The 20,487-nt window shown below is 30.5% G+C and carries 16 protein-coding genes; 6 read left to right on the top strand and 10 right to left on the bottom strand.

Features of this window, described 5'->3' with window-relative positions; translation table 11 throughout:
• The first annotated feature begins 22 nt into the window (after nucleotides 1-22).
• The gene (locus K8Z87_RS02040) at nucleotides 23-820 is read left to right on the top strand and encodes a universal stress protein (protein WP_227475809.1); all 798 of its coding nucleotides are present in this window, start codon (nucleotides 23-25) and stop codon (nucleotides 818-820) included.
• A gap of 96 nt (nucleotides 821-916) precedes the next feature.
• Here K8Z87_RS02040 and K8Z87_RS02035 read toward each other — a convergent pair whose 3' ends face one another.
• The 5 genes from K8Z87_RS02035 to K8Z87_RS02015 form a co-directional block, all read right to left on the bottom strand.
• Nucleotides 917-1,759 carry an alpha/beta hydrolase family protein gene (locus K8Z87_RS02035; protein WP_227475808.1) on the bottom strand — a complete coding sequence of 281 codons (843 nt, stop codon included), beginning with the start codon at nucleotides 1,757-1,759 and terminating at the stop codon, nucleotides 917-919.
• Nucleotides 1,759-4,500: a PD-(D/E)XK nuclease family protein gene (locus K8Z87_RS02030; RefSeq protein ID WP_227475807.1), complete on the bottom strand. Its 2,742-nt coding sequence runs from the start codon at nucleotides 4,498-4,500 to the stop codon at nucleotides 1,759-1,761. The genes K8Z87_RS02035 and K8Z87_RS02030 overlap by 1 nt, the downstream gene beginning before the upstream one ends.
• Nucleotides 4,501-4,569: 69 nt before the next feature.
• A complete protein-coding gene (locus K8Z87_RS02025) occupies nucleotides 4,570-5,955 on the bottom strand; it encodes an OmpA family protein (protein ID WP_227475806.1) in 1,386 nt (461 codons plus the stop codon).
• A gap of 125 nt (nucleotides 5,956-6,080) precedes the next feature.
• Complete coding sequence (gene kbl / locus K8Z87_RS02020) at nucleotides 6,081-7,274, bottom strand: glycine C-acetyltransferase (protein ID WP_227475805.1); 1,194 nt, start codon at nucleotides 7,272-7,274, stop codon at nucleotides 6,081-6,083.
• Nucleotides 7,275-7,313: 39 nt separating this feature from the next.
• Nucleotides 7,314-10,442: a UvrD-helicase domain-containing protein gene (locus K8Z87_RS02015; RefSeq protein WP_227475804.1), complete on the bottom strand. Its 3,129-nt coding sequence runs from the start codon at nucleotides 10,440-10,442 to the stop codon at nucleotides 7,314-7,316.
• A 112-nt stretch (nucleotides 10,443-10,554) separates the two neighbouring features.
• Between K8Z87_RS02015 and K8Z87_RS02010 the strand changes: the two genes are divergently transcribed.
• On the top strand, nucleotides 10,555-11,163 hold the full coding sequence (locus K8Z87_RS02010; RefSeq protein WP_227475803.1) for a superoxide dismutase: 609 nt from the start codon (nucleotides 10,555-10,557) through the stop codon (nucleotides 11,161-11,163).
• Between the two features lie 498 nt (nucleotides 11,164-11,661).
• Here the strand turns inward: K8Z87_RS02010 and K8Z87_RS02005 are convergent, their stop codons facing one another.
• From K8Z87_RS02005 to K8Z87_RS01995, 3 genes are all read right to left on the bottom strand, one after another.
• Nucleotides 11,662-13,560, bottom strand: coding sequence for an amidophosphoribosyltransferase (locus K8Z87_RS02005; protein ID WP_227475802.1), 1,899 nt, complete (start codon nucleotides 13,558-13,560; stop codon nucleotides 11,662-11,664).
• 69 nt (nucleotides 13,561-13,629) lie between these two features.
• A complete protein-coding gene (locus K8Z87_RS02000; protein ID WP_227475801.1) occupies nucleotides 13,630-14,556 on the bottom strand; it encodes a PfkB family carbohydrate kinase in 927 nt (308 codons plus the stop codon).
• Between the two features lie 65 nt (nucleotides 14,557-14,621).
• Entirely contained in the window at nucleotides 14,622-15,230 is a 609-nt protein-coding gene (locus K8Z87_RS01995) for an START domain-containing protein (protein WP_227475800.1), read from the bottom strand.
• A gap of 165 nt (nucleotides 15,231-15,395) precedes the next feature.
• Between K8Z87_RS01995 and K8Z87_RS01990 the strand changes: the two genes are divergently transcribed.
• Entirely contained in the window at nucleotides 15,396-16,802 is a 1,407-nt protein-coding gene (locus tag K8Z87_RS01990) for a sensor histidine kinase (protein WP_227475799.1), read from the top strand.
• Nucleotides 16,802-17,545 (top strand): LytR/AlgR family response regulator transcription factor, encoded by a 744-nt coding sequence (locus K8Z87_RS01985; protein WP_227475798.1) that lies wholly within the window; start codon nucleotides 16,802-16,804, stop codon nucleotides 17,543-17,545. The genes K8Z87_RS01990 and K8Z87_RS01985 overlap by 1 nt, the downstream gene beginning before the upstream one ends.
• 1 nt (nucleotide 17,546) lies before the next feature.
• Here the strand turns inward: K8Z87_RS01985 and K8Z87_RS01980 are convergent, their stop codons facing one another.
• Nucleotides 17,547-18,185, bottom strand: coding sequence for a ribonuclease H1 domain-containing protein (locus K8Z87_RS01980; protein WP_227475797.1), 639 nt, complete (start codon nucleotides 18,183-18,185; stop codon nucleotides 17,547-17,549).
• Between the two features lie 43 nt (nucleotides 18,186-18,228).
• Nucleotides 18,229-18,801: a phosphoribosylglycinamide formyltransferase gene (gene purN, locus K8Z87_RS01975; protein ID WP_227475796.1), complete on the bottom strand. Its 573-nt coding sequence runs from the start codon at nucleotides 18,799-18,801 to the stop codon at nucleotides 18,229-18,231.
• Between the two features lie 181 nt (nucleotides 18,802-18,982).
• Here purN and K8Z87_RS01970 point away from each other — a divergent pair, with 181 nt between their 5' ends.
• Both K8Z87_RS01970 and fabF read left to right on the top strand, forming a co-directional pair.
• The gene (locus tag K8Z87_RS01970; RefSeq protein WP_008269813.1) at nucleotides 18,983-19,216 is read left to right on the top strand and encodes an acyl carrier protein; all 234 of its coding nucleotides are present in this window, start codon (nucleotides 18,983-18,985) and stop codon (nucleotides 19,214-19,216) included.
• 13 nt (nucleotides 19,217-19,229) lie between these two features.
• On the top strand, nucleotides 19,230-20,480 hold the full coding sequence (gene fabF, locus K8Z87_RS01965; RefSeq protein WP_227475795.1) for a beta-ketoacyl-ACP synthase II: 1,251 nt from the start codon (nucleotides 19,230-19,232) through the stop codon (nucleotides 20,478-20,480).
• Nucleotides 20,481-20,487 lie beyond the last annotated feature (7 nt).

Genomic DNA, 20,487 nt, shown 5'->3' with positions numbered 1-20,487 from the left:
TTTTGTTTTAAATCGTTGTAATATGAAAAACATTTTAGTCCCTGTCGGCTCTTCAAAAAACGCAAAATCGCATTTACAATATGCTATAGATTTTGCAAAAGCATTTGGTGCTAAAGTATACGTTGTTCAAATATATAATGTTTATACCAAAGCAGGAACGATGATTAAGATAGATTATATTTTAGAGCGAGAAAGTCAGGCTTTTTTAGAAGAGCATGTTGCTTCAATAGATAAAAAAGGAGTTGAGGTAGTTACTAAAGTATTTAAAGGAAAGTTGGTAGATACTTTAGAATTGGCCTGTAAAGCTTTAAAAATAGATTTAATTGTTTTAGAACCTAGGACAAATTCTATAAAGGAAGAAGTTTACCTTGGCAAAACCTCAGGAAAAATTGTAAAGCAAACACAAATCCCTGCTTTAATTGTGCCTGAAGGCTATGTCTACAAACCAGTAGTTTCTGTTTTAATGGCATTAAAATCAGCAATTATAAAAAAAGAAGGAGCTTTAATACCATTAGTTAATATTAAAAGCCAATTTAAGTCTATCGTTAATTTGTTATTAGTAAAAACACCAAATCATAAAGAGGGTGATTTTAAAGTTAATGAAGAGTTGTCAGAAATGGTCACAAATATCAATCATGAAGATGCGGTTACCACATTTCAAGGTGTTTTAGAACATTATAGAACGTACAATCCTGATTTGTTGTGTGTGGTTAGACGTAAAAGAGGCTTCTTTAGTAAACTATGGGAAGACAATACCATTTTAAAGAAAGATTTCCATAGTACAACCATCCCTGTATTAGTATTAAGAGGTTTAAAATAAAATGGGGATGTCTCATCCCGATAGCTATCGGGAGGCTAGAGCGCTTGACTGGCAGTCAAGAGGTCGTGGGTTCGAATCCATCTTCTCCACAGATTTTTAAGACTTAAAAAATTGAATTGTAGAATCTACAACATGCTGGAGTTCTTTAGACATGACATTTAATTTCCAAGGATGCTTGGTGTTAAAAACATGATCTGCATTTTCAATAATAACCAATTTACTTTTTGGGTTCCATACATGAAGGTTTTTAGCATTATCCATAGTGACAGATGTGTCATTAGACCCATGAATAATTAAATGTGGAATTTTTAGATGAGTTACTGCACGTTGTATGTTTAATCGCTCTTCATTTAAAATAAAATCTGTGTAAAACTGATAGTAGTGCGGCATTTGCTGTTTTGTACGTCCATTTACAACATAATAAACGCCGTCTTTTTTCCATTTATCTAAAGCATCACCTTCTATAAAACGAGACTTATAATCACAAACACCAGCTAATGAGATTACTTTTTTAATACGAGAATCTTCTTCGGTTTTAATAGATACAATGCCTCCACCACGACTATGACCAATGAGATAAATCTCATTTTCATTAATAGATACATCATCTATAAAACGTTGTTGAACCCAATCGATAACATCATTTAAATCACCTAATTCTTTAGTGTAATTATTATTTCCAAAAGCTTCTAAATCTGGAAAATCAATAGGGTTTTCAATTGTACCTCCATTATGAGAAAAGTTGAATGTTACGCAACAAAATTTAGATTTTGAAATAGCTTCTAACATTAAATGCCAAGCGCCCCAATCTTTAAAACCTTTATATCCATGACAGAATATAACAATTGGAGTTGCTGTTTCTGTTTTAGATTGATATATGTCTGCAAGAATAGATTTTTTTTTATCTCTAGAGATAATAATATTTTTCTCAATATGCATTAGTCTAATTCTTTTTCTATAAAATCTGTATTGATATCACAGATCTCAGTTATAAGTTTTTTAAGTTCAATTTCAAAAGCTTCAATAGTTGTTTCTGTGATTGATTGTTCTTTAGTCCTACTTGATGGGGATTCTTTTTTTCCGAATTTTAAGAACCCTTGTTTTAAATTTTTAAATGATATAATTCCTGCCTCAACAGGTAATTGTATGTTATTTTGTTTATACATCATATAGGCGTACATCAATATCTGAAATGATTTGCTGTATTTGTCGTAATCTGTAGTAATAGCTTCCCAGTCCACAACTTCAACTTTGTTTTGCTCTACTTTACCAGACTTGTAATCTATAATACGAGTAACTCCATTTAACTCATCTACACGATCTACTTTACCCGTAAGATTGATTGGAAAATCTATATTTGGAATGTTAATTTCAATAGTATTTTCAACTTCAATAGCAATAATTTTAATGGTATTACCGGCCTTTAAAACTTCTATTTCTTTGTTTAAGAAATTAGAGATATAGCGTTTTGCAATTTCAAATATAATGAGGTTTTTACCTTTTTCTATATCTCCTTTTTTATAGATATCTGAAAAGTGAAAACGAACGCGTTCAGTACATTGAGATTGCATCTTTTTTATGAGATCAGTTGTTAATTGCTGACCTTCAAGAGGTTTATAGAAATCTTCAAGCGTGTTATGTATTACTGAGCCTAATGTATTTGCTGCGACTGTTTCTTCAACATCTTCAGTTTCTTTAATACCTAATATTTTTTCAAAATAAAAATCAATGGGGTTTCTTATGTAATTAGCTAGAGAAGATGGTGAAAACCCTTTTTTAGCAATTATTTTAATACGTTCAACAATATCTTTATTCTTTATAACAGTAGTTAATGTTTTCTCTATTACAGGAACATTAGGTGAAACAATAGTGTGTTTTAACTTATGAATACCTTCAATTTCTAATTGCGTAATAAAACGACTTTTTTCTCCGCCTTTTAAAGCATCAACTTCTGTATTGTAGATGATGTACACATTTTTTGCACGTTGCAATAACCTATAAAAATGGTAAGTGTATACAGCATCTTTCTCTTTATACGTAGGAAGGTTATTATTTAATTTTACCTCAAAGGGAATAAATGAATTGTTGCTTTTTCCTGAGGGCAAAATACCTTCGTTAACAGATGTTATAATTACAGTTTCAAAATCTAAAACACGAGATTCTAACATTCCCATAATTTGTAAACCATCTAAAGGTTCGCCTTTAAAATCTAATGTTTCTGAACTTAAAAGCTCTTTATATACCGCATGCAAGGATTCAATATCTGTTAAATAATTGTATTTAGTATTTAAATGGTTTAATTCGTTAAATAATAGATTGAAACGATATAAATATTCTAACTCTAATTGATTATTCGACTTATCATTATCTAGCTCACTTTTAATTTTAAAAATAATTTTAGAGCATGTATTTAATAAACTTTGAATGTTAGTTGTCCAATTTTCAAAAAGTAATACAATAACAGCTTTATAATCTTTAGTTAATGCTTTTAAATCTTTGGCAGTGAGATAAACTATGTTATTTTCTTGAATGTATTTTATAATGGTATTTGAACCTTTAAGCAACGGTTGAACCATTTGATGAGATAGTATTTTTAAAATATCTTTATAATAAAAAGAAGTATTGTTTTTTTTATGAAGAGAGAACAATTGTTCAAATAATGATGCTAATGGTATGGATTTAAGCGGAAAACCCATGGTAACATTTAATGTGTTTATGGTTTTTGGAATAGAATTTAAAATAGGTAGTAATAATTCTTCTTCGCCTAGAACGACAGCTGTTTGTCTGAGATTAGGATCATTTTTAGATAGTTTTGCTAATATTTCTCCAACATATTTAGCTTGACCTACGGATTTTGGACAACCAATAATCTTTATATTTTTGGAAGAATCATAGTTTGACGAAATCCATTTAAAACTGTGGGTTTTATAATGAGACCAATTGGTTCTATGTTGTCTTGTAAACAATCCTGCATCGTGTAAGTCATCATTTATAAAATGTGAATCTATATCCCAATATATAGAGGCTAATCCTTGTTGTAAAAATTCTTGTATGATGCGTTCTTCAGAAGAATTTAAAGCATTAAACCCTAAAAAAACATGATGCTTATTTGTGTTTTGTATATAAGATTCAATATTTTCAACAGCCTCCCTGTAAATTAAGCCTTGATAACCAATACCTTCATTTAGTAAGTTACTAGTAAATTGATAATAATAAGTTTTTAATTTATTCCAGAAATTGAGATAATTAGTAACAAATTCTGTTTTCTCGTTTTGTAATGACCAATGATTTAATTCTTGTATGGCATTTAAATAATCGAAAATTTGATTTTGTGCTATAAGATAGCGATCAATTTCGTTAAAGTCTTGAAGTAATATTTGACCCCATTTAGAAAAGGAAGCAAAAGATTCTAAATCTTTTTCAGGGGTTAATAGTTTGTATGTATTATAGAAATGAAAAAGTAACTCTGAATTTGATAGATTTTTAAGTTGTGATAAATCTTCTACAAATTCTTCTATACTTATAATTTGAGGCGCAAAAATAGTTTTATCATTAATCTTTGTCAATTGATATTTTAGAAAAACACCAGCTCTTTTACTAGGAAGAATAAAAACTAATTTTGAAAAATCAGTATTTTTCTTTTTTAAATCATGTAAAACTTCTTCAATGAAAGTTGTCATTATATAAAAATAAAAAACGCTTCGGAAACCCGAAGCGTTTTTATATATTTTATGAGTTTAAACTACTAACTAGTTAGCTAAGTTAATTTCAACTCTTCTGTTTTCTGTTCTACCAGCTCTAGTTTTGTTATCAGCAATTGGTTTAGACTCACCAAAACCTCTTGAGCTTAATCTAAATGCATCAACACCATTAGCAACTAAATAATCTTTTACAGACAATGCTCTTGATTCAGATAAAGATTGGTTACTTTTTTCAGAACCTACACTATCAGTATGACCTTCAACAGTAAACTTAGCAGTTGGGTACTTGTTTAAGATTGCAATGATATCTGCTAATACTTTTGCAGATTCATCTTTAATTGAAGATTTGCCTGTGTCAAATAAGATTGTTTTAGCATAGCTATTTAAAGTATCTTGAATTTCTTTAGTTACTTCTGGACAACCATTATTAGCTACTGTACCAGCAACATCTTTACAGTTATCATCTTTGTCTAATACACCATCACCATCAGAATCTGGCCATGGGCATCCACCGTTAGCAGAAGGACCTGATTCGTTAGGACATTTATCGTCACCATCTTTAATACCATCACCATCAGCATCTGGACATCCACCTAAAGATTTTAATCCAGGAGTGTTAGCACATTGATCATCTTTATCCATAACACCATCACCATCAGTATCTGGGCAACCATTAAATTCAGCTAAACCAGCAGTACTAGGACAATCATCTTTAGAATCTTGAATACCATCATTGTCAGAATCTGGACAACCGTTGAAAGCTTCTAAACCAGCTTCTTCTGGACACGCATCATCTTTATCATATATACCATCACCATCTGTGTCAGAACCACCAAAATTAAATCTAAGACCAGCTGAGTGTTGGAAATGATCAGCTAAGAAATCTTCAAAAGAATTTTTATAAGATGTTTGCAAATTGAATGCAACACTCTCAGATATCCAATAGTTAAAACCTAAGGTTCCGTTTAGAGTACCTGCACCAATATTATCTACCCAAGTGTAACCACCACCAACTCCTAAATAAGGGTCAATTTTGTTAGAATTAATAAGATCTTTAAAGCTATAACTAATAGTACCATCTACCGAATAGTATGTTAGATTATCTACTCTGTTTGGCACATCTCCATTTGGTCCAGGGAAAGATCCGAAGTCATCAATTTCGTTTAATGCTCCTGCAACAGTTAATGTAAATCCTTCATCTAAATACCTAGAAATAGTTATTCTAGATAAAAATGATATTGTATTCCAATGATCATTGGCGTTGAAAAATTCTTCAAATAAATCTCCTTGAGGTGCATCTTCGCCTACTGGAAAGAAATCGACTGCGTTTATACCAAGACCGAAAGCCCACGGATTGTTTGCATCCTGAGCATTTGCGTTACTGAAACCTATTAAAAGCACAGCTACTAAAAATAATCTGCTAAGATTTTTCATATTCTAAATAATTTAATTTTTAAGTGTTAATTGTTAGCAAATGTAAGTTGTTAAATATTATTAACAAAGACAAATATATAAAAATATTGATACAACGCCCTAAAATAAAGACTTTCTAAATAACTTTATATAATTTCTAGTTTTTGACCCACTTTAATAAAAGCTGAAATGGCCTTATCTAAATGTTCTTTTTTATGTGCTGCAGACAACTGTACTCTAATTCTGGCTTTATCTTTAGGAACTACTGGAAAGAAAAAACCAATAACATATATACCTTCTTCTAATAGCATATTTGCCATAATTTGAGATAATTTAGCATCGTACAGCATTACAGGAACAATAGCAGAATCTCCATCAATAACATCAAAGCCAGCTTTTTTTAACCCTGTTTTAAAATAATTGGTGTTCTCTTCTAATTGATCTCTTAAAGATGTATCGTTAGAAAGCATATCAAATACTTTAATAGATGCTCCAACAATTGCTGGAGCCAATGAATTAGAAAATAGATAAGGACGAGAACGTTGCCTTAAAATTTCTATAATTTCTTTTTTAGCGGTTGTATAACCTCCCATAGCACCACCAAGTGCTTTTCCTAACGTGCCTGTAATAATATCTATACGGCCTAAAACTCCCTTAGCTTCTAATGTACCTATACCTGTTTCTCCTATAAAACCTGCAGCATGACATTCATCAATCATTACCATAGCATCATATTTATCCGCTAAATCACAAATTTTATCTAATGGAGCTACTAGGCCATCCATTGAAAAAACACCGTCTGTTACTATGATTTTATGTCGCGCCCCATTTTTATTAGCCTCTATTAATTGCGCTTCCAAATCTGCCATATTACTGTTTTGATAGCGGTATCTAGCAGCCTTACATAATCGTACACCATCAATAATAGAAGCATGGTTTAAAGAATCTGATATGATAGCATCTTCTTTTCCTAATAAAGGTTCAAATACACCACCATTAGCATCAAAAGCAGCAGCATATAATATGGTATCTTCTGTTCCGTAAAAATCTGCGATTTTTTGTTCTAATTCTTTATGTATGTTTTGTGTACCACAGATGAAACGAACAGAAGACATGCCAAAACCATGCGTGTCCATGGCATCTTTAGCAGCTTGTATAACGTCTGGATGCGAAGACAATCCCAAATAATTATTTGCACAAAAATTTAAAACAGTTTCTCCTGTGTTTAATGTAATTTCAGCATCTTGAGGCGATGTAATAATGCGTTCCTCTTTAAAAAGACCTGCTTCTTTAATATTTTCTATTTCGGTTTGTAAATGTTCTTTTATTGATCCGTACATCAGTTTGATTTTATAAAAATTAGGATTACAAAGTTAATATTATACTTGAACTATTTTAACAGAATGATTGATATAAACTAGTATTTTTTTTAGAACGTTATAACCCATATTATTAATAACAGAAGTATAATTATCTAGTTGAGATTTGTGTTTTATATCTTCTGCTCCTGTTTTGTAATCTATAATAATAGCTTGGTTATCTTTAATGACTAAACGATCGGGCCTTATTATGTTACCATTAGTAGTTATAATATCTTGTTCATTATATATGGTATAACTATCAGTATAGTAATTTTTTAAATCAGGATGAGTGATAATGTTAGTAATACTCTTTTTTAGCTTTGAAGCATCACTTTCTTTAATTTCGCCAGAGTTTATAAAATCAGTTAAAACAAATTCAATATCATGACTGGTATTAATTTTAGATAATATGAGGTGAACTAAATTGCCACGTTCAATAGCTTCTTCTTGATCGGTGTCCCACATAGTACCAGAATTTGTTATTATTTTGAGATTATGAGACTCCTTTGATGTAGATATAAATTGATATGAATCTGTTGTATCATTTTCGGTAGTTGTTATAGAAAATTTATCATTGCATCCAAAAACAAAACTATTTTTATTCTCATTCCATAAACTTTCATTTTTAAGATAATTAATTAAAAGACCTGCATATGTTTTTTCATTAACGATCCCTTTTGATGAAATATCTTTTTTCGATATAATATATAGGTGTTCTACTGCTCTTGTCAAAGCAACATAAAGGAGGTTAATATTATCTAACTCTAATTGGGATTGATGCTTGTTAAAAATTGAAATACCTGTGTCTCCATAATTTTCAAAATCTTTATTATAATTTAATAAAGCGTAATCAAAACCATTATAATGTTCAGCATCTAAAGGAAACCAAGCTTTGGGCTCTAACTCTCTGTAAATATCTAAATCAGCAAAAGGAAAAATAACAACAGGAAACTCTAATCCTTTCGATTTATGGATTGTCATTATAGATACCGCATCTTTATCACTAGGCATAGCAATACTAAGACTGTCTTTTTTCTTTTCAAAATAATCTAAAAAACCTAATATGTCTGCAATTTGTTTTTGACTAAACTCTAAAACAAGATCTAAATAAAACTGAATATAGGCGTCAGACACATCAACTAAAGAAAAACTTCTAATAATACATTCTACCACTTCATAAATTGGCATTTGCAATAATTTAGAATAACTAATATTTATATTATAATGACTTAAGTGTTTAAAGATTTCAGTAATTGATAAACCGATAAGTGCTTTAAAAAAGGAGTGTTTATCAGCAATGTTTTTTTGTTCTGCAATAAAATTAAGAACAGCTATTTTTTTAGAATTATCGTTAGGATTAGATAATAGATATAGAATATGATTTATAAATTTAATTTTAGGAGAATTATTAATCAATAAGGTTTCTGAAGAAATAATTGGTATGCCTTTTTGAGTTAGGTAATTAGCAATTGCTATGCCTTCTTTTTTCTTTCTAACAATAACTGTAATCTCCTTAAAGCTATAATTGAGATCTAAGCATTTGGTAATGATTTTATAGGTCTCTTCTGAATACAATAGTGCTTTATCATCATCTTTATTAAATTCTAAAAAATTAAGATCCACAAAACCAGTATGCTGTTTAAATGTATTTTGTTTAGAATTTTCATAAAGCAATTGGTAGTTTTTATCGTTTAGAAAATGATTTGAAATAAATTTGAAAAACGAATTGTTAAAATTTATAATCGCTTCAGAGCTCCTATAGTTAGTATCTAAATTATAGATTATAGGTTCTGTATAAAATGGAGATTCTGTTTTATTGTATAGATTTATAAATTGCTCAGCTTGTCCACCGCGCCATCTGTAAATGGCCTGTTTAGCATCACCAACAAGCATTACAGAACCATTAGTGCTAGAGATAGAGTTATCTAATAGGGGCAATAAATTTCTCCATTGCATTGTAGAAGTGTCCTGAAACTCGTCTATAAAATAATGAAGAAACTTTTCACCAAGACGTTCATATATAAATGGTGTTGGTTGATTTTTAATTTCATTATTTATCAGTGTATTAAACTCAGATATTAAAAGAATATTCTGATCTTCCTTTATGGCTTTCAATTCATTTTGTATTGCATTTAAAACAGACAAAGGGGTTATGTTTTTATATACGGATTTTAAAAATCGATGTTGAAATACTAGTGCTTTAGTTTCTATAAAAGCTAATGATAAGTCATTTTGAATTTGTTCAATTATAGAAGCAATATGTTCAGTAACTCTTTTGGGGTATAAGATACCACCTTCCATTAAAGTAGTTTGCCAAGCAGAATCCATTTTAATATCGAAGCGTTTATTACTAAGGTTTAAAAAATGATTTGGTAATGATTTTCTATTAAAATCATCAAACTGTAACCCAGCTTCTTCAATTAATAGCAGTACTTTTTGAGAGGACGATACAATTGACTGCTCACAATCTTTTAGTTTTTTTAAAACATTTTGTTTTAATACTTTAAAATCGTCAAAGGTTTTATCTTTTAACGTCTTTAAATAAGATAAGTCGTTTTCATTAACTAGTAGTTTAGAAATTTTATTAAAATCGTAACTAATATCCCAGCTTTTATCGTCATCTGCTTTTTCAATAGCAAAATCAACTAATGTCTTTGTGAGTTCTTTATCACTTCCTGCTTTAGCTATTAAACGATCTACAGCTTGATGCAGTAATAGATCTTGGTCTAATTCTACTTCAAAGTTTACAGGTAATTTAAGATCAAAAGCAAAAGTTCTAATAATACGGTGAGTAAATCCATCAATAGTAGAAATATCAAAAGCAGCGTAATTATGCATAATATGTTTTAAAACTTGCTTAGATTTTGTTTGAAGTACTCTAGGTTCAATAGACATTTCTTCGCAAATTGCCAAAAACATAGAATTAGGTTTTTTAAGGCTGTCTGTATCTGAGAAAGCTCTTAGCATATCAATGATTCTAGTTTTCATTTCGCCAACAGCTTTGTTAGTAAATGTAAGGGCTAGTATATGCTTAAATTGTTCTGAGTATTTTGAAACAATTAAAAGTTTAAGATAAGATTTAGCAAGAGTGAATGTTTTTCCACTCCCAGCTGAGGCATTGTATATTTTAAATGAAGAATCTAGCAACAGATAAATTTTATACCAAAATAGCTAATCTTAATAATTAATTTAGAATTTCTTGCAATCAATATTGTAAATTTGTGAAAATTAATTTTTTAACTTTTAAAAATAGACGATTATGGCTTTTGAATTACCGAAATTGAAATATGCTTACGATGCTTTAGAACCAAATATTGATGCACGTACAATGGAAATCCACCATTCTAAACATCATAACGGATATACTACAAAATTAAATGCTGCCGTCGAAGGCACGGATTTAGAAGGAAAATCTATTGAAGATATATTAACAAACTTAGACATGAACAATAACGCAGTTAGAAATAACGGAGGAGGTTTCTATAACCATTCATTGTTCTGGGATGTTATGAACCCTGAAGATAGAGGTTATCTTTCTGGAGAATTAAAAGATGCTATTGAAGCTGAGTTTGGATCAAAAGATGCTTTTATTGAAGCATTTAGTAAAGCAGCAGCTACACAATTTGGATCAGGTTGGGCTTGGTTATGTGTACACAAAGGAGGAAAAGTAGAAGTATGTTCTACTCCAAATCAAGACAATCCTTTAATGTCTGGAGTTGGTTGCGGAGGCACACCAATATTAGGATTAGATGTATGGGAGCACGCATATTACCTAAACTACCAAAATAGAAGACCAGATTATATTAATGCATTTTTTAATGTTATTAATTGGAATGAAGTTGAAAGAAGATATGCCGAAGCTAAATAATTTATTAGCATAGAGAAATATTCTAAATAGTAAAACCCAAGCTTAAAAGCTTGGGTTTTTTATGCTTTATTTTTCTGTTTTTAAGACAAATAGATTCTCACTTTTGTGAGAATAAAATGAAAAAGGATGAACATCTGTTCATCCTTTTTGCCCCAAATCTACCATAAACTTAACCTACTTATGTTATGGTGAAGCAAATATATATTAACACTTTTTAATAAAAGTAAAATAACAGATGAACTACTTATAAATTAGGCTAACCGATGAAAGGACATTAATATTTCCTTAAAATAAAAATAGCTTGTTTAAGTTATGTGCATAAAAAAAGGTGATCGTAAAATCACCTTTTTTTGCCCCAAATCTACCATGAACTTAACCTACTTATGTTATGGTGGTAACAAGGTAGATTTATTTTGTTAAAATGCGATCAAATAATAGATGAAATGCATTTTTTTTGGCTGAAAGAAGTAAAATTATCGATAAAACGAATAATTTTCTTTAATATGCTCGCTCTTTGTTGCCTTCAAAGAAATTAATAAATGCTCTGTTAACCACACGGTTACCTCCAACTGTAGGATAGTCACCAGTAAAGTACCAATCCCCTAAATTTTTAGGACAAGCTTTATGTAAATTTTCTACAGGTTGAAAAATAATTTTAACTTCTGCATTAACGTTTTTATCACTTAATAATTCTGAAATTTTATCAGAGATTTCTTCATCAGTAAAATTATCGTAAACCTCTTTAACAAAATTCTTTACATCTTTATCCTCAAGATTTGTTTGCGCTTTACATTTATGATACACTTCTTCTACAATACCATAATTGTTAGTGTCTTTTAATAACTCTAAAGCGGCTCTAAAAGCAACTAAGCTTTCTAGATTAGCCATATCTATTCCGTAACAATCTGGGTAACGTATTTGTGGAGCAGAAGAGACAACAACAATTTTCTTAGGATTAAGTCGATCCATCATTTTAATGATACTCTTTTTAAGTGTTGTACCTCTAACAATACTATCATCTATAATAACAAGATTATCTGTTGGTTTAATCACACCATAAGTTACATCATAAACATGCGCAACAAGGTCATCTCTACTACTATCTTCAGTAATAAAGGTTCTTAGTTTTACATCTTTAATCGCTATTTTTTCAATTCTAGGGCGTTCTTGTAATATTTCTGTAACGCGTTCTGCTGAGAGTTTACCTTCACCAGCTAAAATAGCTGCAGTTTTCTTTTCATTAAGATGTTCTTCAACAGTATCAATCATTCCAAAGAATGAAGTTTCTGCAGTATTAGGAATAAAAGAAAAGACAGAGTTCTCGGTGTCATTATCAATAGCTTCTAATACTTTTGGCATTAAAAGACGTCCAAGCTCTTTACGTTCTTTATAAATTTCAGCATCACTACCTCTTGAGAAATAAATCCGCTCAAAAGAGCATGCTTTACGTTCTAAAGGTTCTAAAATCTTTTTAATCTGAGTTTCGCCAGACTTTTTAGTAATTATTGCATGACCAGGTTCTAATTCTTTAACCTCATCAAAGTCTACATTAAAAACCGTTTGTATTACAGGACGTTCTGAAGCAACAACAACAACTTCATCATCTTTATAATAATATGTAGGCCTAATACCTGCAGGATCTCTAAGCACAAATGAATCTCCATGACCTAATAAGCCAGCCATAGCATAACCTCCATCCCAATTTTTAGCAGCTTTCCTTAGAATTTTAGCCACATTTAAACGTTCTGCAATTAAAGGAGAACATTCATTTTTACTATAACCTTCTTTTTTAAGATCTTTATATATTTTACTAACAGCATCATCTAAAAAATGACCTATTTTTTCCATTATAGTAATGGTGTCTGTATATTCTTTTGGGTGTTGACCAAGTTCAATAAGGTTATTAAAAAGTTCTTTAACATTAGTCATGTTAAAGTTACCAGCCATAATTAAGTTTCTGTGCTGCCAGTTATTTTGTCTTAAAAACGGATGAACACTTTCTACACTATTTTTTCCAAAAGTACCATAACGGACATGGCCTAAAAGTACTTCGCCGATGTATGGAATGTTTTTCTTCTGTAAGGCAACATTGTCATTATATTCAGGATGCTCAGTTAACTCTTTATTAATACGTGCATTAATTTGCGCAAAAATATCTTGAATTGGTTGTTGTTCAGTAGAACGAACTCTACTAATATAGCGTTCGCCAGGTTTAGCATCTAACTTAATACTTGCAAAACCAGCGCCGTCTTGTCCACGGTTATGCTGCTTTTCCATCATTAGATACATTTTATTTACACCATAAAAAGCACTTCCGTATTTTTTTTTGTAGTACTCTAGTGGTTTTAAGAGTCTAATTTGTGCAATACCACATTCGTGTTTTAAAGCGTCACTCATTGTTGTTGTGTTGTGAGTTGTTTGTTTTTTATATGAAAAAACGCGCTCGTAATTGTGCGCGTTTGTGTTTTATGTCAATTCTATTTCAAATTGCGTTAGCTGTTTAAATTGTTGTAAGCGTTTATTAACTTCATCGGCATTTAAATCTAACATGCGTTCTGTTCCAAATTTTTCTACACAAAATGACGCCAATGTTGAACCATATATTACAGCGTTTTTCATGTTTTCAAAAGAGAAATCAGATGTTTTTGCTAAATAACCCGTAAATCCTCCAGCAAAAGTATCTCCAGCTCCTGTTGGATCAAAAACTTCCTCTAAAGGTAAAGCAGGAGCATAAAAAACATTATCGTCATGAAATAATAACGCGCCATGTTCTCCTTTTTTTATCACCACATATTTAGGTCCCATTTCGTGGATTTTTCTAGCAGCGACAACTAAAGAGTATTCTCCAGTTAATTGTCTTACTTCTTCGTCATTAATAGTTATAACATCTACATGTTTTATTGTATTATGTAAATCGTCTAGTGCACAATCCATCCAAAAATTCATAGTATCTAAAACAACTAATTTTGGTTTATTGTGCATTTGATTCAATACACTCATTTGAGTTAACGGATGTAAATTACCTAGCATTACAACTTCAGCATCTTTATAATTTTCTGGTACTTTAGGTTCAAAATCAGCTAATACGTTAAGTTCAGTTACAAGAGTGTCTCTAGAGTTCATGTCGTTATGATACTTACCACTCCAGAAAAATGTTTTTCCGTCTTCAACTATTTCTATGCCAGAGATGCCTATATTTTTATTAGACATAAGGTCTAAATAATCTTTAGGAAAATCACCACCAACTACAGATACTACAGCAGAATCTACTTTAAATTGAGATGCTGCTAAGCCAATAAAAGTACCTGCACCACCAAGAATTTTGTCGGTTTTTCCAAAAGGAGTTTCAATAGCGTCAAAGGCTACAGTACCAACAATAACTAACTTACTCATAAGATTAATTTCAAATTTCTGTGCAAATATACAGGGATTAATTGCAAACTCATATTTTTATTGTTTTAAAACTTATCGTCAGAATCTTTAAGTGTTTCCTTTAATTCTGAAAAAGTTTTAAAAGGTCCTTTTATAAGTAAATTATTAATAACAAAAGCGGGTAATGTGCCTTCAGGATTAACAAAAAGCTGCTGTGTTATTTTTGTAGTATTACCATCGGCTTCTAAAAGCCAGTAGCCCATAAGTTTTTTAATTCTAATAGTTTTTTCTTTTTCAGGAATGGCATCTGGTAAACTCTCTAAAATTAATTTGTATTTTAAATCTGAAATTTTTTCTACAGTTAAAAGCGTAATGATATCTCTATCGCGTATAGGCCATGGTAGTGGTTTGTGGGCATAAAACACATGTTGATTATCTGATAATTGTTTAATGTAATAACTAATTCCAGGTTCGCAAGAATCCTCATATTTTGGTGCCGTTAAAAGTTCTGAGACAACATTATCAATTCTTGTATCCACAACTGTAATTGCTTTGTACTCGTCTAAAGTCTCATCTGCAACGGGTCTGGTATAAATCTTTATACCATTATCATCTTTTTTTAAAGTCCAATCCGTTTGAGCTAGTAAAAGCGTAGAAGTAAATAGAAGAAAAATTGAAAATATGTGTTTAAGCATTACAACTAATATTAAAAAGCATTAGTTGCCAAATCAATTAAAGCATTACAAAGATTTAGTTAAAATTTAACCTTTCACTATTAAAAAGAAACACTTCACTATTTTTTATTTTTTTAGAATTTTAAAAACAATAAGATTTGTTAGAGTTTAACATATCTTGTAATTATGAATAAAAGGTTAAAAAACGCATTTATTTATGCATTAGTAATATCTGGTTCAATTAATTTAGGCGGTTACCTTGTTAATATAAGTCTTGAAAGCCTTGAAGACGCTATAGCAAATTTTAAAGAAATAGGCATATTTACGATAGCTCTCTTTTTTGTACCATGTTTTATATCAGTAATTTTATTTAAATCTCCTCAAAAATATAGTTTTAAACAAGTTCTTAAATCTATTGGTATTATTTTTTTATTGTCATTTATAATAACCTATGTATTTGCATGGATTCAATTTTCTATTGATAAAAGAGGGATGTCATTATCTTTATTTAATGATGTTTTTCTTTTCAACGGAACGATATCAGGAATCATATCTGTAATTAGTTATTTGATTTATTCTTTATTGACTAATAAGCGGAAGCAAAAACAGGATTTTATGATAATTGAATTTAAAGACATCCTATTGCCCTGGATGATAATATCATTAATTTACTTAGGTATTTATTCTTTTTTCAACTATCAATTAGTAGAGTCAAGTTTTTCAATTATAATTTTTTCTTTAGGGTTATTATCAGTTAGCATTGTCTATTACGCTATTGTTTTATCCTACAAGAAAGAGTACAATTCATATGTAATATTTGGCATAACATATTTTATCAATGTTATAGTTTTACCATTTATAGGGTTCAGATTTTTAATTTTATCTTCTGATTTCAGTAATATAATTAAAATGATTCAAGGCACGGTTTTAATTGGCCCTTATTTATTATTATTGACATTAACTATACATGTGTATAACATTTACTTTAATAACAAAGCAGAAAAGGAAAGCTTAAAGCAAATAGGCCTAGAAGCATCATTAAAATATCAACAATTAAAAACACAAATAGCTCCGCATTTTTTATTTAATAATATAAGTGTGTTAACAGGTTTAATTGAAGAAAATCAAGAAAAAGCAGTCTTGTTTTCAGAGAATTTGGCAGTTATATATCGTTACTTTTTAGATCAAGAAGCTAAAGATTTGGTGACTTTAAAAGAAGAATTATCTTTTGCAGACACCTATTTAGATTTATTAAAGGTCCGTTTTGAAAATGCCATAGTAGTTAAGAATACAATTAATGCAACAGAACATTTTTATATAATCCCTATGGCATTACAACAGATTGTAGAAAACATTATAAAACATAATATACTTAGTATAGAAATGCCAATAGAAATAGACCTATCAATTGAAGAAAACTATATAGTAATTAGCAATACTCGAGTTTCTAAAAATGATTCAAATGCAAAAAAACCTTCGGGTTTAGACAATATAAAACAGCGCTATACATATTTTACAGATAAGGAAGTGATAATAAAACAAGATGACGCACATTTTACAATTAAACTGCCTTTATTAAACCCAGAATTATAATGAGAGTTGTTATTGTTGAAGATGAAATAGTATCGAGCAGACGGTTAGAACGAAAGCTAAAAGGTTATAATTATAATATAATAACCACTTTAAAATCAATTAAATCTGCAGTACAATGGTTTAAAAACCAAGAACCTGTTGATTTAATTTTTTTAGATATTCATTTAGAAGATGGCTTATGTTTCGAAATTTTTAAACATGTAGAGATTAAAGTCCCAATAATATTTACAACGGCATATAGCGCATATAGCATCAAAGCTTTTGATTACAATAGTGTGTCTTATTTATTAAAACCAATTACAAAGGAACATCTTGAAAAGGCAATTGAAAAAGCAGATGTATTTTACAAGAATGAAAATGAAATAAGAGTATTAAAACAAATTATTGAAGATGAAAACCTTAGTGTTTATAAAACAGAATTTGCAATACGAGTAGGCAAAAAAATTAAAATTATTAAAGCTGATGCTATCGAATGTTTTTTTAGCTTAAATAACGTTACTTATTTAAGGGCTAACGCCTGTAATTATGTTATTAATGATGCACTAATAAATTTGGACGAAAAGTTGAATCCGAAGTTGTTTTTTAAAGTAAGCAGAAAATTTATTGTCAATAAATCATTTATAAATGAGATACGCTCTTTTAGTAATAATAGATATAAGGTTGAGTTAAACTCTTATGATGAAGACGAAATTATAGTAAGTAGAAACAGCTCAAAACCATTTAAAACTTGGTTGGGCAATTAAATTATTTCCTCCCAAAATCAGCAGGTATTTCTCCCCAAGCTTTGGTTTCCCATTTTACAATGGTAGTTTTGTAAGTATTCGTTTTTAGCCAAGTTATAGCTCGGTCTACTAACTCAAAAACGGATTTATTTTTTTCATTTCGCTCTAGCTTTGTATTACAACTCTTTTTACGAATCCAACTCATCGCTGTTTTAGAATCTGTGTAAATAATACGGTCGCTATTATTCTTTTTAAGAAATGCCAAACCATGCACTAGTGCTAAAAATTCGCCAAGATTATTAGTGCCTTCTTCAAAAGGTCCTTGTATAAACAGTTGTTTTTTGGTTTTAGTATCTACTCCACGATATTCCATTTTTCCGGGATTTCCGCTAGAAGCTGCATCTACAGAAATAGAATTATAATTGGGCTGCCCAATTTTTTTGAGTTGTGCTTCAGTAAGTTCACTTTTAAAAGTTTTAGACTTACCAATATAATTTTTGTAATTGTCTTTTAATGCTTTTTTAGCGGCCTCAAACGTAGAAAAAGATTTGTATTGCGCACCTTTAAAATCTTTAATTTGCGCTTTACAATCGCTCCAAGACTCAAAAACTCCTGTTTTATGACCTTTCCAAACGGTGTAATATTTCTTTTTCTTTGACATATGCGTCATCCTGAAATGGTTTCAGGATCTTTTATTTTAAGATCTATATATCCTTTATAAGGAGTTCTTCAACTACCTTAGGAAAATGTTCCATTTCTAATTCATGAATTTTAGTAGCAACATCTTCAGCGGTATCGTTTTCTAAAACTTTACATTTAGCTTGAAAAATAATAGCTCCTTCATCATAATTTTCGTTCACATAATGTATGGTAATACCTGTTTCTGTTTCTTTGTTAGCTACTACAGCTTCATGCACATGCATGCCATACATACCTTTTCCACCATATTTAGGTAAAAGTGCTGGATGAATATTTATAACTTTATTTTCAAACTCACTAAGAATAAATTCAGGAAATTTCCAAAGAAATCCAGCTAAAACAATAAGATCTGGTTTTGCAGCTTTTAATACATTAAGGACATCATCAGATTTTGAAAACGCTATTCTGTTAAATGATAATGCACTAACATTTAGGTTTTTAGCGCGCTCTATAACTTTGGCATGAGGATTGTTAGTTAGTACCTGAGTAACAGATACATTCTCTCTGTTGTGAAAAAACTTAATTAAATTTTCAGCATTAGTTCCAGATCCGGAAGCAAAAATTACAATACGTTTCATTTACAGATAGAGGTTGAATTACTTCAACAAAAAAAAGAATAATAATTTACAATTAGAACGCAAATTAGAATTACTTAAGGATAAAATGTATAATTAAATCCACATTTTAACTGTAAAGGTGATTTTTAAGATAAAGTTTTTTTATTTTTGCCCTCTAATTAAAACTTAAAATTAAAAGATTATGTCAGACATTGCATCAAGAGTAAAAGCGATTATCGTAGACAAATTAGGTGTTGATGAAAACGAAGTTGTAACTGAAGCTAGCTTCACTAACGACTTAGGCGCAGATTCATTAGACACTGTAGAATTAATTATGGAATTTGAAAAAGAATTTGATATTCAAATCCCAGACGATCAAGCTGAAAATATTGCAACAGTTGGTCAAGCTATTTCTTATATAGAAGAAGCAAAATAAGAACTTTATTTTTATGGAATTAAAGCGAGTCGTAGTTACCGGATTAGGTGCAATTACACCCATAGGCAATACCAAGGATGAGTATTGGAATGGCCTAATTAATGGAAAAAGTGGAGCTGCGTCTGTAACACATTTTGATGCTGAAAAGTTCAAAACGCAGTTCGCTTGTGAAATAAAAAACTTTGAAGTTACTGATTTTATTGATAGAAAGTTAGCACGGCAAATGGACAAGTTTTCGCAATATGCAATGGTGGCTTCTGATGAAGCAATTGCAGATTCAAAACTTGATCTAGATAAAGTAAACAAATTAAGAGTAGGCGTTATTTGGGGAGCTGGTATTGGTGGTTTAGAAACATTTCAAGAAGAAGTGTTAAACTTTGCTGCTGGTGATGGTACTCCTCGATTTAATCCACGTTTCATACCAAAAATGATTGCTGATATAGCACCAGGTAACATATCTATTAAACATGGATTTATGGGACCTAACTATACTACAGTATCTGCATGTGCGTCATCTGCTAATTCAATGATTGATGCATTAAACACTATTCGTTTAGACCATTGTGATGTTGTTATTACAGGCGGAAGTGAAGCTGCAGTTACTATTGCTGGTATGGGAGGTTTTAACGCTATGCATGCTATGTCTACTCGTAATGATAGCCCAGAAACGGCTTCTAGACCTTTTGATGCTAACCGTGATGGTTTTGTATTAGGCGAAGGAGCAGGTTCTATTGTGCTTGAAGAGTATGAACATGCAAAAGCAAGAGGAGCAAAAATATATGCTGAGGTTGTTGGTGGAGGATTATCCTCTGATGCATACCATATGACGGCTCCACATCCTGATGGGATAGGAGTTATTGCGGTAATGAAAAATTGTTTACGAAATGCGGGCCTAAATGCTGAAGATGTAGATCATATTAATACACACGGTACATCAACTCCTCTTGGAGACGTTGCCGAGTTAAAAGCTATATCTCAAGTATTTGGCAGCCATGCTAAAAACATAAATATTAATTCCACAAAATCTATGACAGGTCATTTGTTAGGTGCTGCTGGAGCCGTAGAAGCTATTGCTTCTATATTGGCAATAGAAAATGGTATTATACCACCTACAATTAATCACGAAACGGTTGACGAAAACATAGATCCAGAATTAAATTTAACACTTAATAAAGCTCAGAAACGAGATATTAAAGTCGCAATGAGTAATACCTTTGGATTTGGCGGACACAATGCTTGCGTATTATTCAAAAAAATAGATTAAATCCCGA

This window comes from Winogradskyella immobilis (assembly GCF_021887715.1).
GTDB lineage: Bacteria > Bacteroidota > Bacteroidia > Flavobacteriales > Flavobacteriaceae > Winogradskyella > Winogradskyella immobilis.
Note: the sequence above shows the minus strand (reverse complement) of the source record. Positions and strands in the feature narration are given on the sequence as shown.

Excerpts from the sequence above, each read along its gene's own strand:
- K8Z87_RS02040 (WP_227475809.1), top strand. The coding sequence starts at position 23 with ATGAAAAACATTTTAGTCCCTGTCGGCTCTTCAAAAAACGCAAAATCG.
- K8Z87_RS02035 (WP_227475808.1), bottom strand. The coding sequence starts at position 1,759 with ATGCATATTGAGAAAAATATTATTATCTCTAGAGATAAAAAAAAATCT.
- K8Z87_RS02030 (WP_227475807.1), bottom strand. The coding sequence starts at position 4,500 with ATGACAACTTTCATTGAAGAAGTTTTACATGATTTAAAAAAGAAAAAT.
- K8Z87_RS02025 (WP_227475806.1), bottom strand. The coding sequence starts at position 5,955 with ATGAAAAATCTTAGCAGATTATTTTTAGTAGCTGTGCTTTTAATAGGT.
- kbl (WP_227475805.1), bottom strand. The coding sequence starts at position 7,274 with ATGTACGGATCAATAAAAGAACATTTACAAACCGAAATAGAAAATATT.
- K8Z87_RS02010 (WP_227475803.1), top strand. The coding sequence starts at position 10,555 with ATGGCTTTTGAATTACCGAAATTGAAATATGCTTACGATGCTTTAGAA.
- K8Z87_RS02005 (WP_227475802.1), bottom strand. The coding sequence starts at position 13,560 with ATGAGTGACGCTTTAAAACACGAATGTGGTATTGCACAAATTAGACTC.
- K8Z87_RS02000 (WP_227475801.1), bottom strand. The coding sequence starts at position 14,556 with ATGAGTAAGTTAGTTATTGTTGGTACTGTAGCCTTTGACGCTATTGAA.
- K8Z87_RS01995 (WP_227475800.1), bottom strand. The coding sequence starts at position 15,230 with ATGCTTAAACACATATTTTCAATTTTTCTTCTATTTACTTCTACGCTT.
- K8Z87_RS01990 (WP_227475799.1), top strand. The coding sequence starts at position 15,396 with ATGAATAAAAGGTTAAAAAACGCATTTATTTATGCATTAGTAATATCT.
- K8Z87_RS01985 (WP_227475798.1), top strand. The coding sequence starts at position 16,802 with ATGAGAGTTGTTATTGTTGAAGATGAAATAGTATCGAGCAGACGGTTA.
- K8Z87_RS01980 (WP_227475797.1), bottom strand. The coding sequence starts at position 18,185 with ATGTCAAAGAAAAAGAAATATTACACCGTTTGGAAAGGTCATAAAACA.
- purN (WP_227475796.1), bottom strand. The coding sequence starts at position 18,801 with ATGAAACGTATTGTAATTTTTGCTTCCGGATCTGGAACTAATGCTGAA.
- K8Z87_RS01970 (WP_008269813.1), top strand. The coding sequence starts at position 18,983 with ATGTCAGACATTGCATCAAGAGTAAAAGCGATTATCGTAGACAAATTA.
- fabF (WP_227475795.1), top strand. The coding sequence starts at position 19,230 with ATGGAATTAAAGCGAGTCGTAGTTACCGGATTAGGTGCAATTACACCC.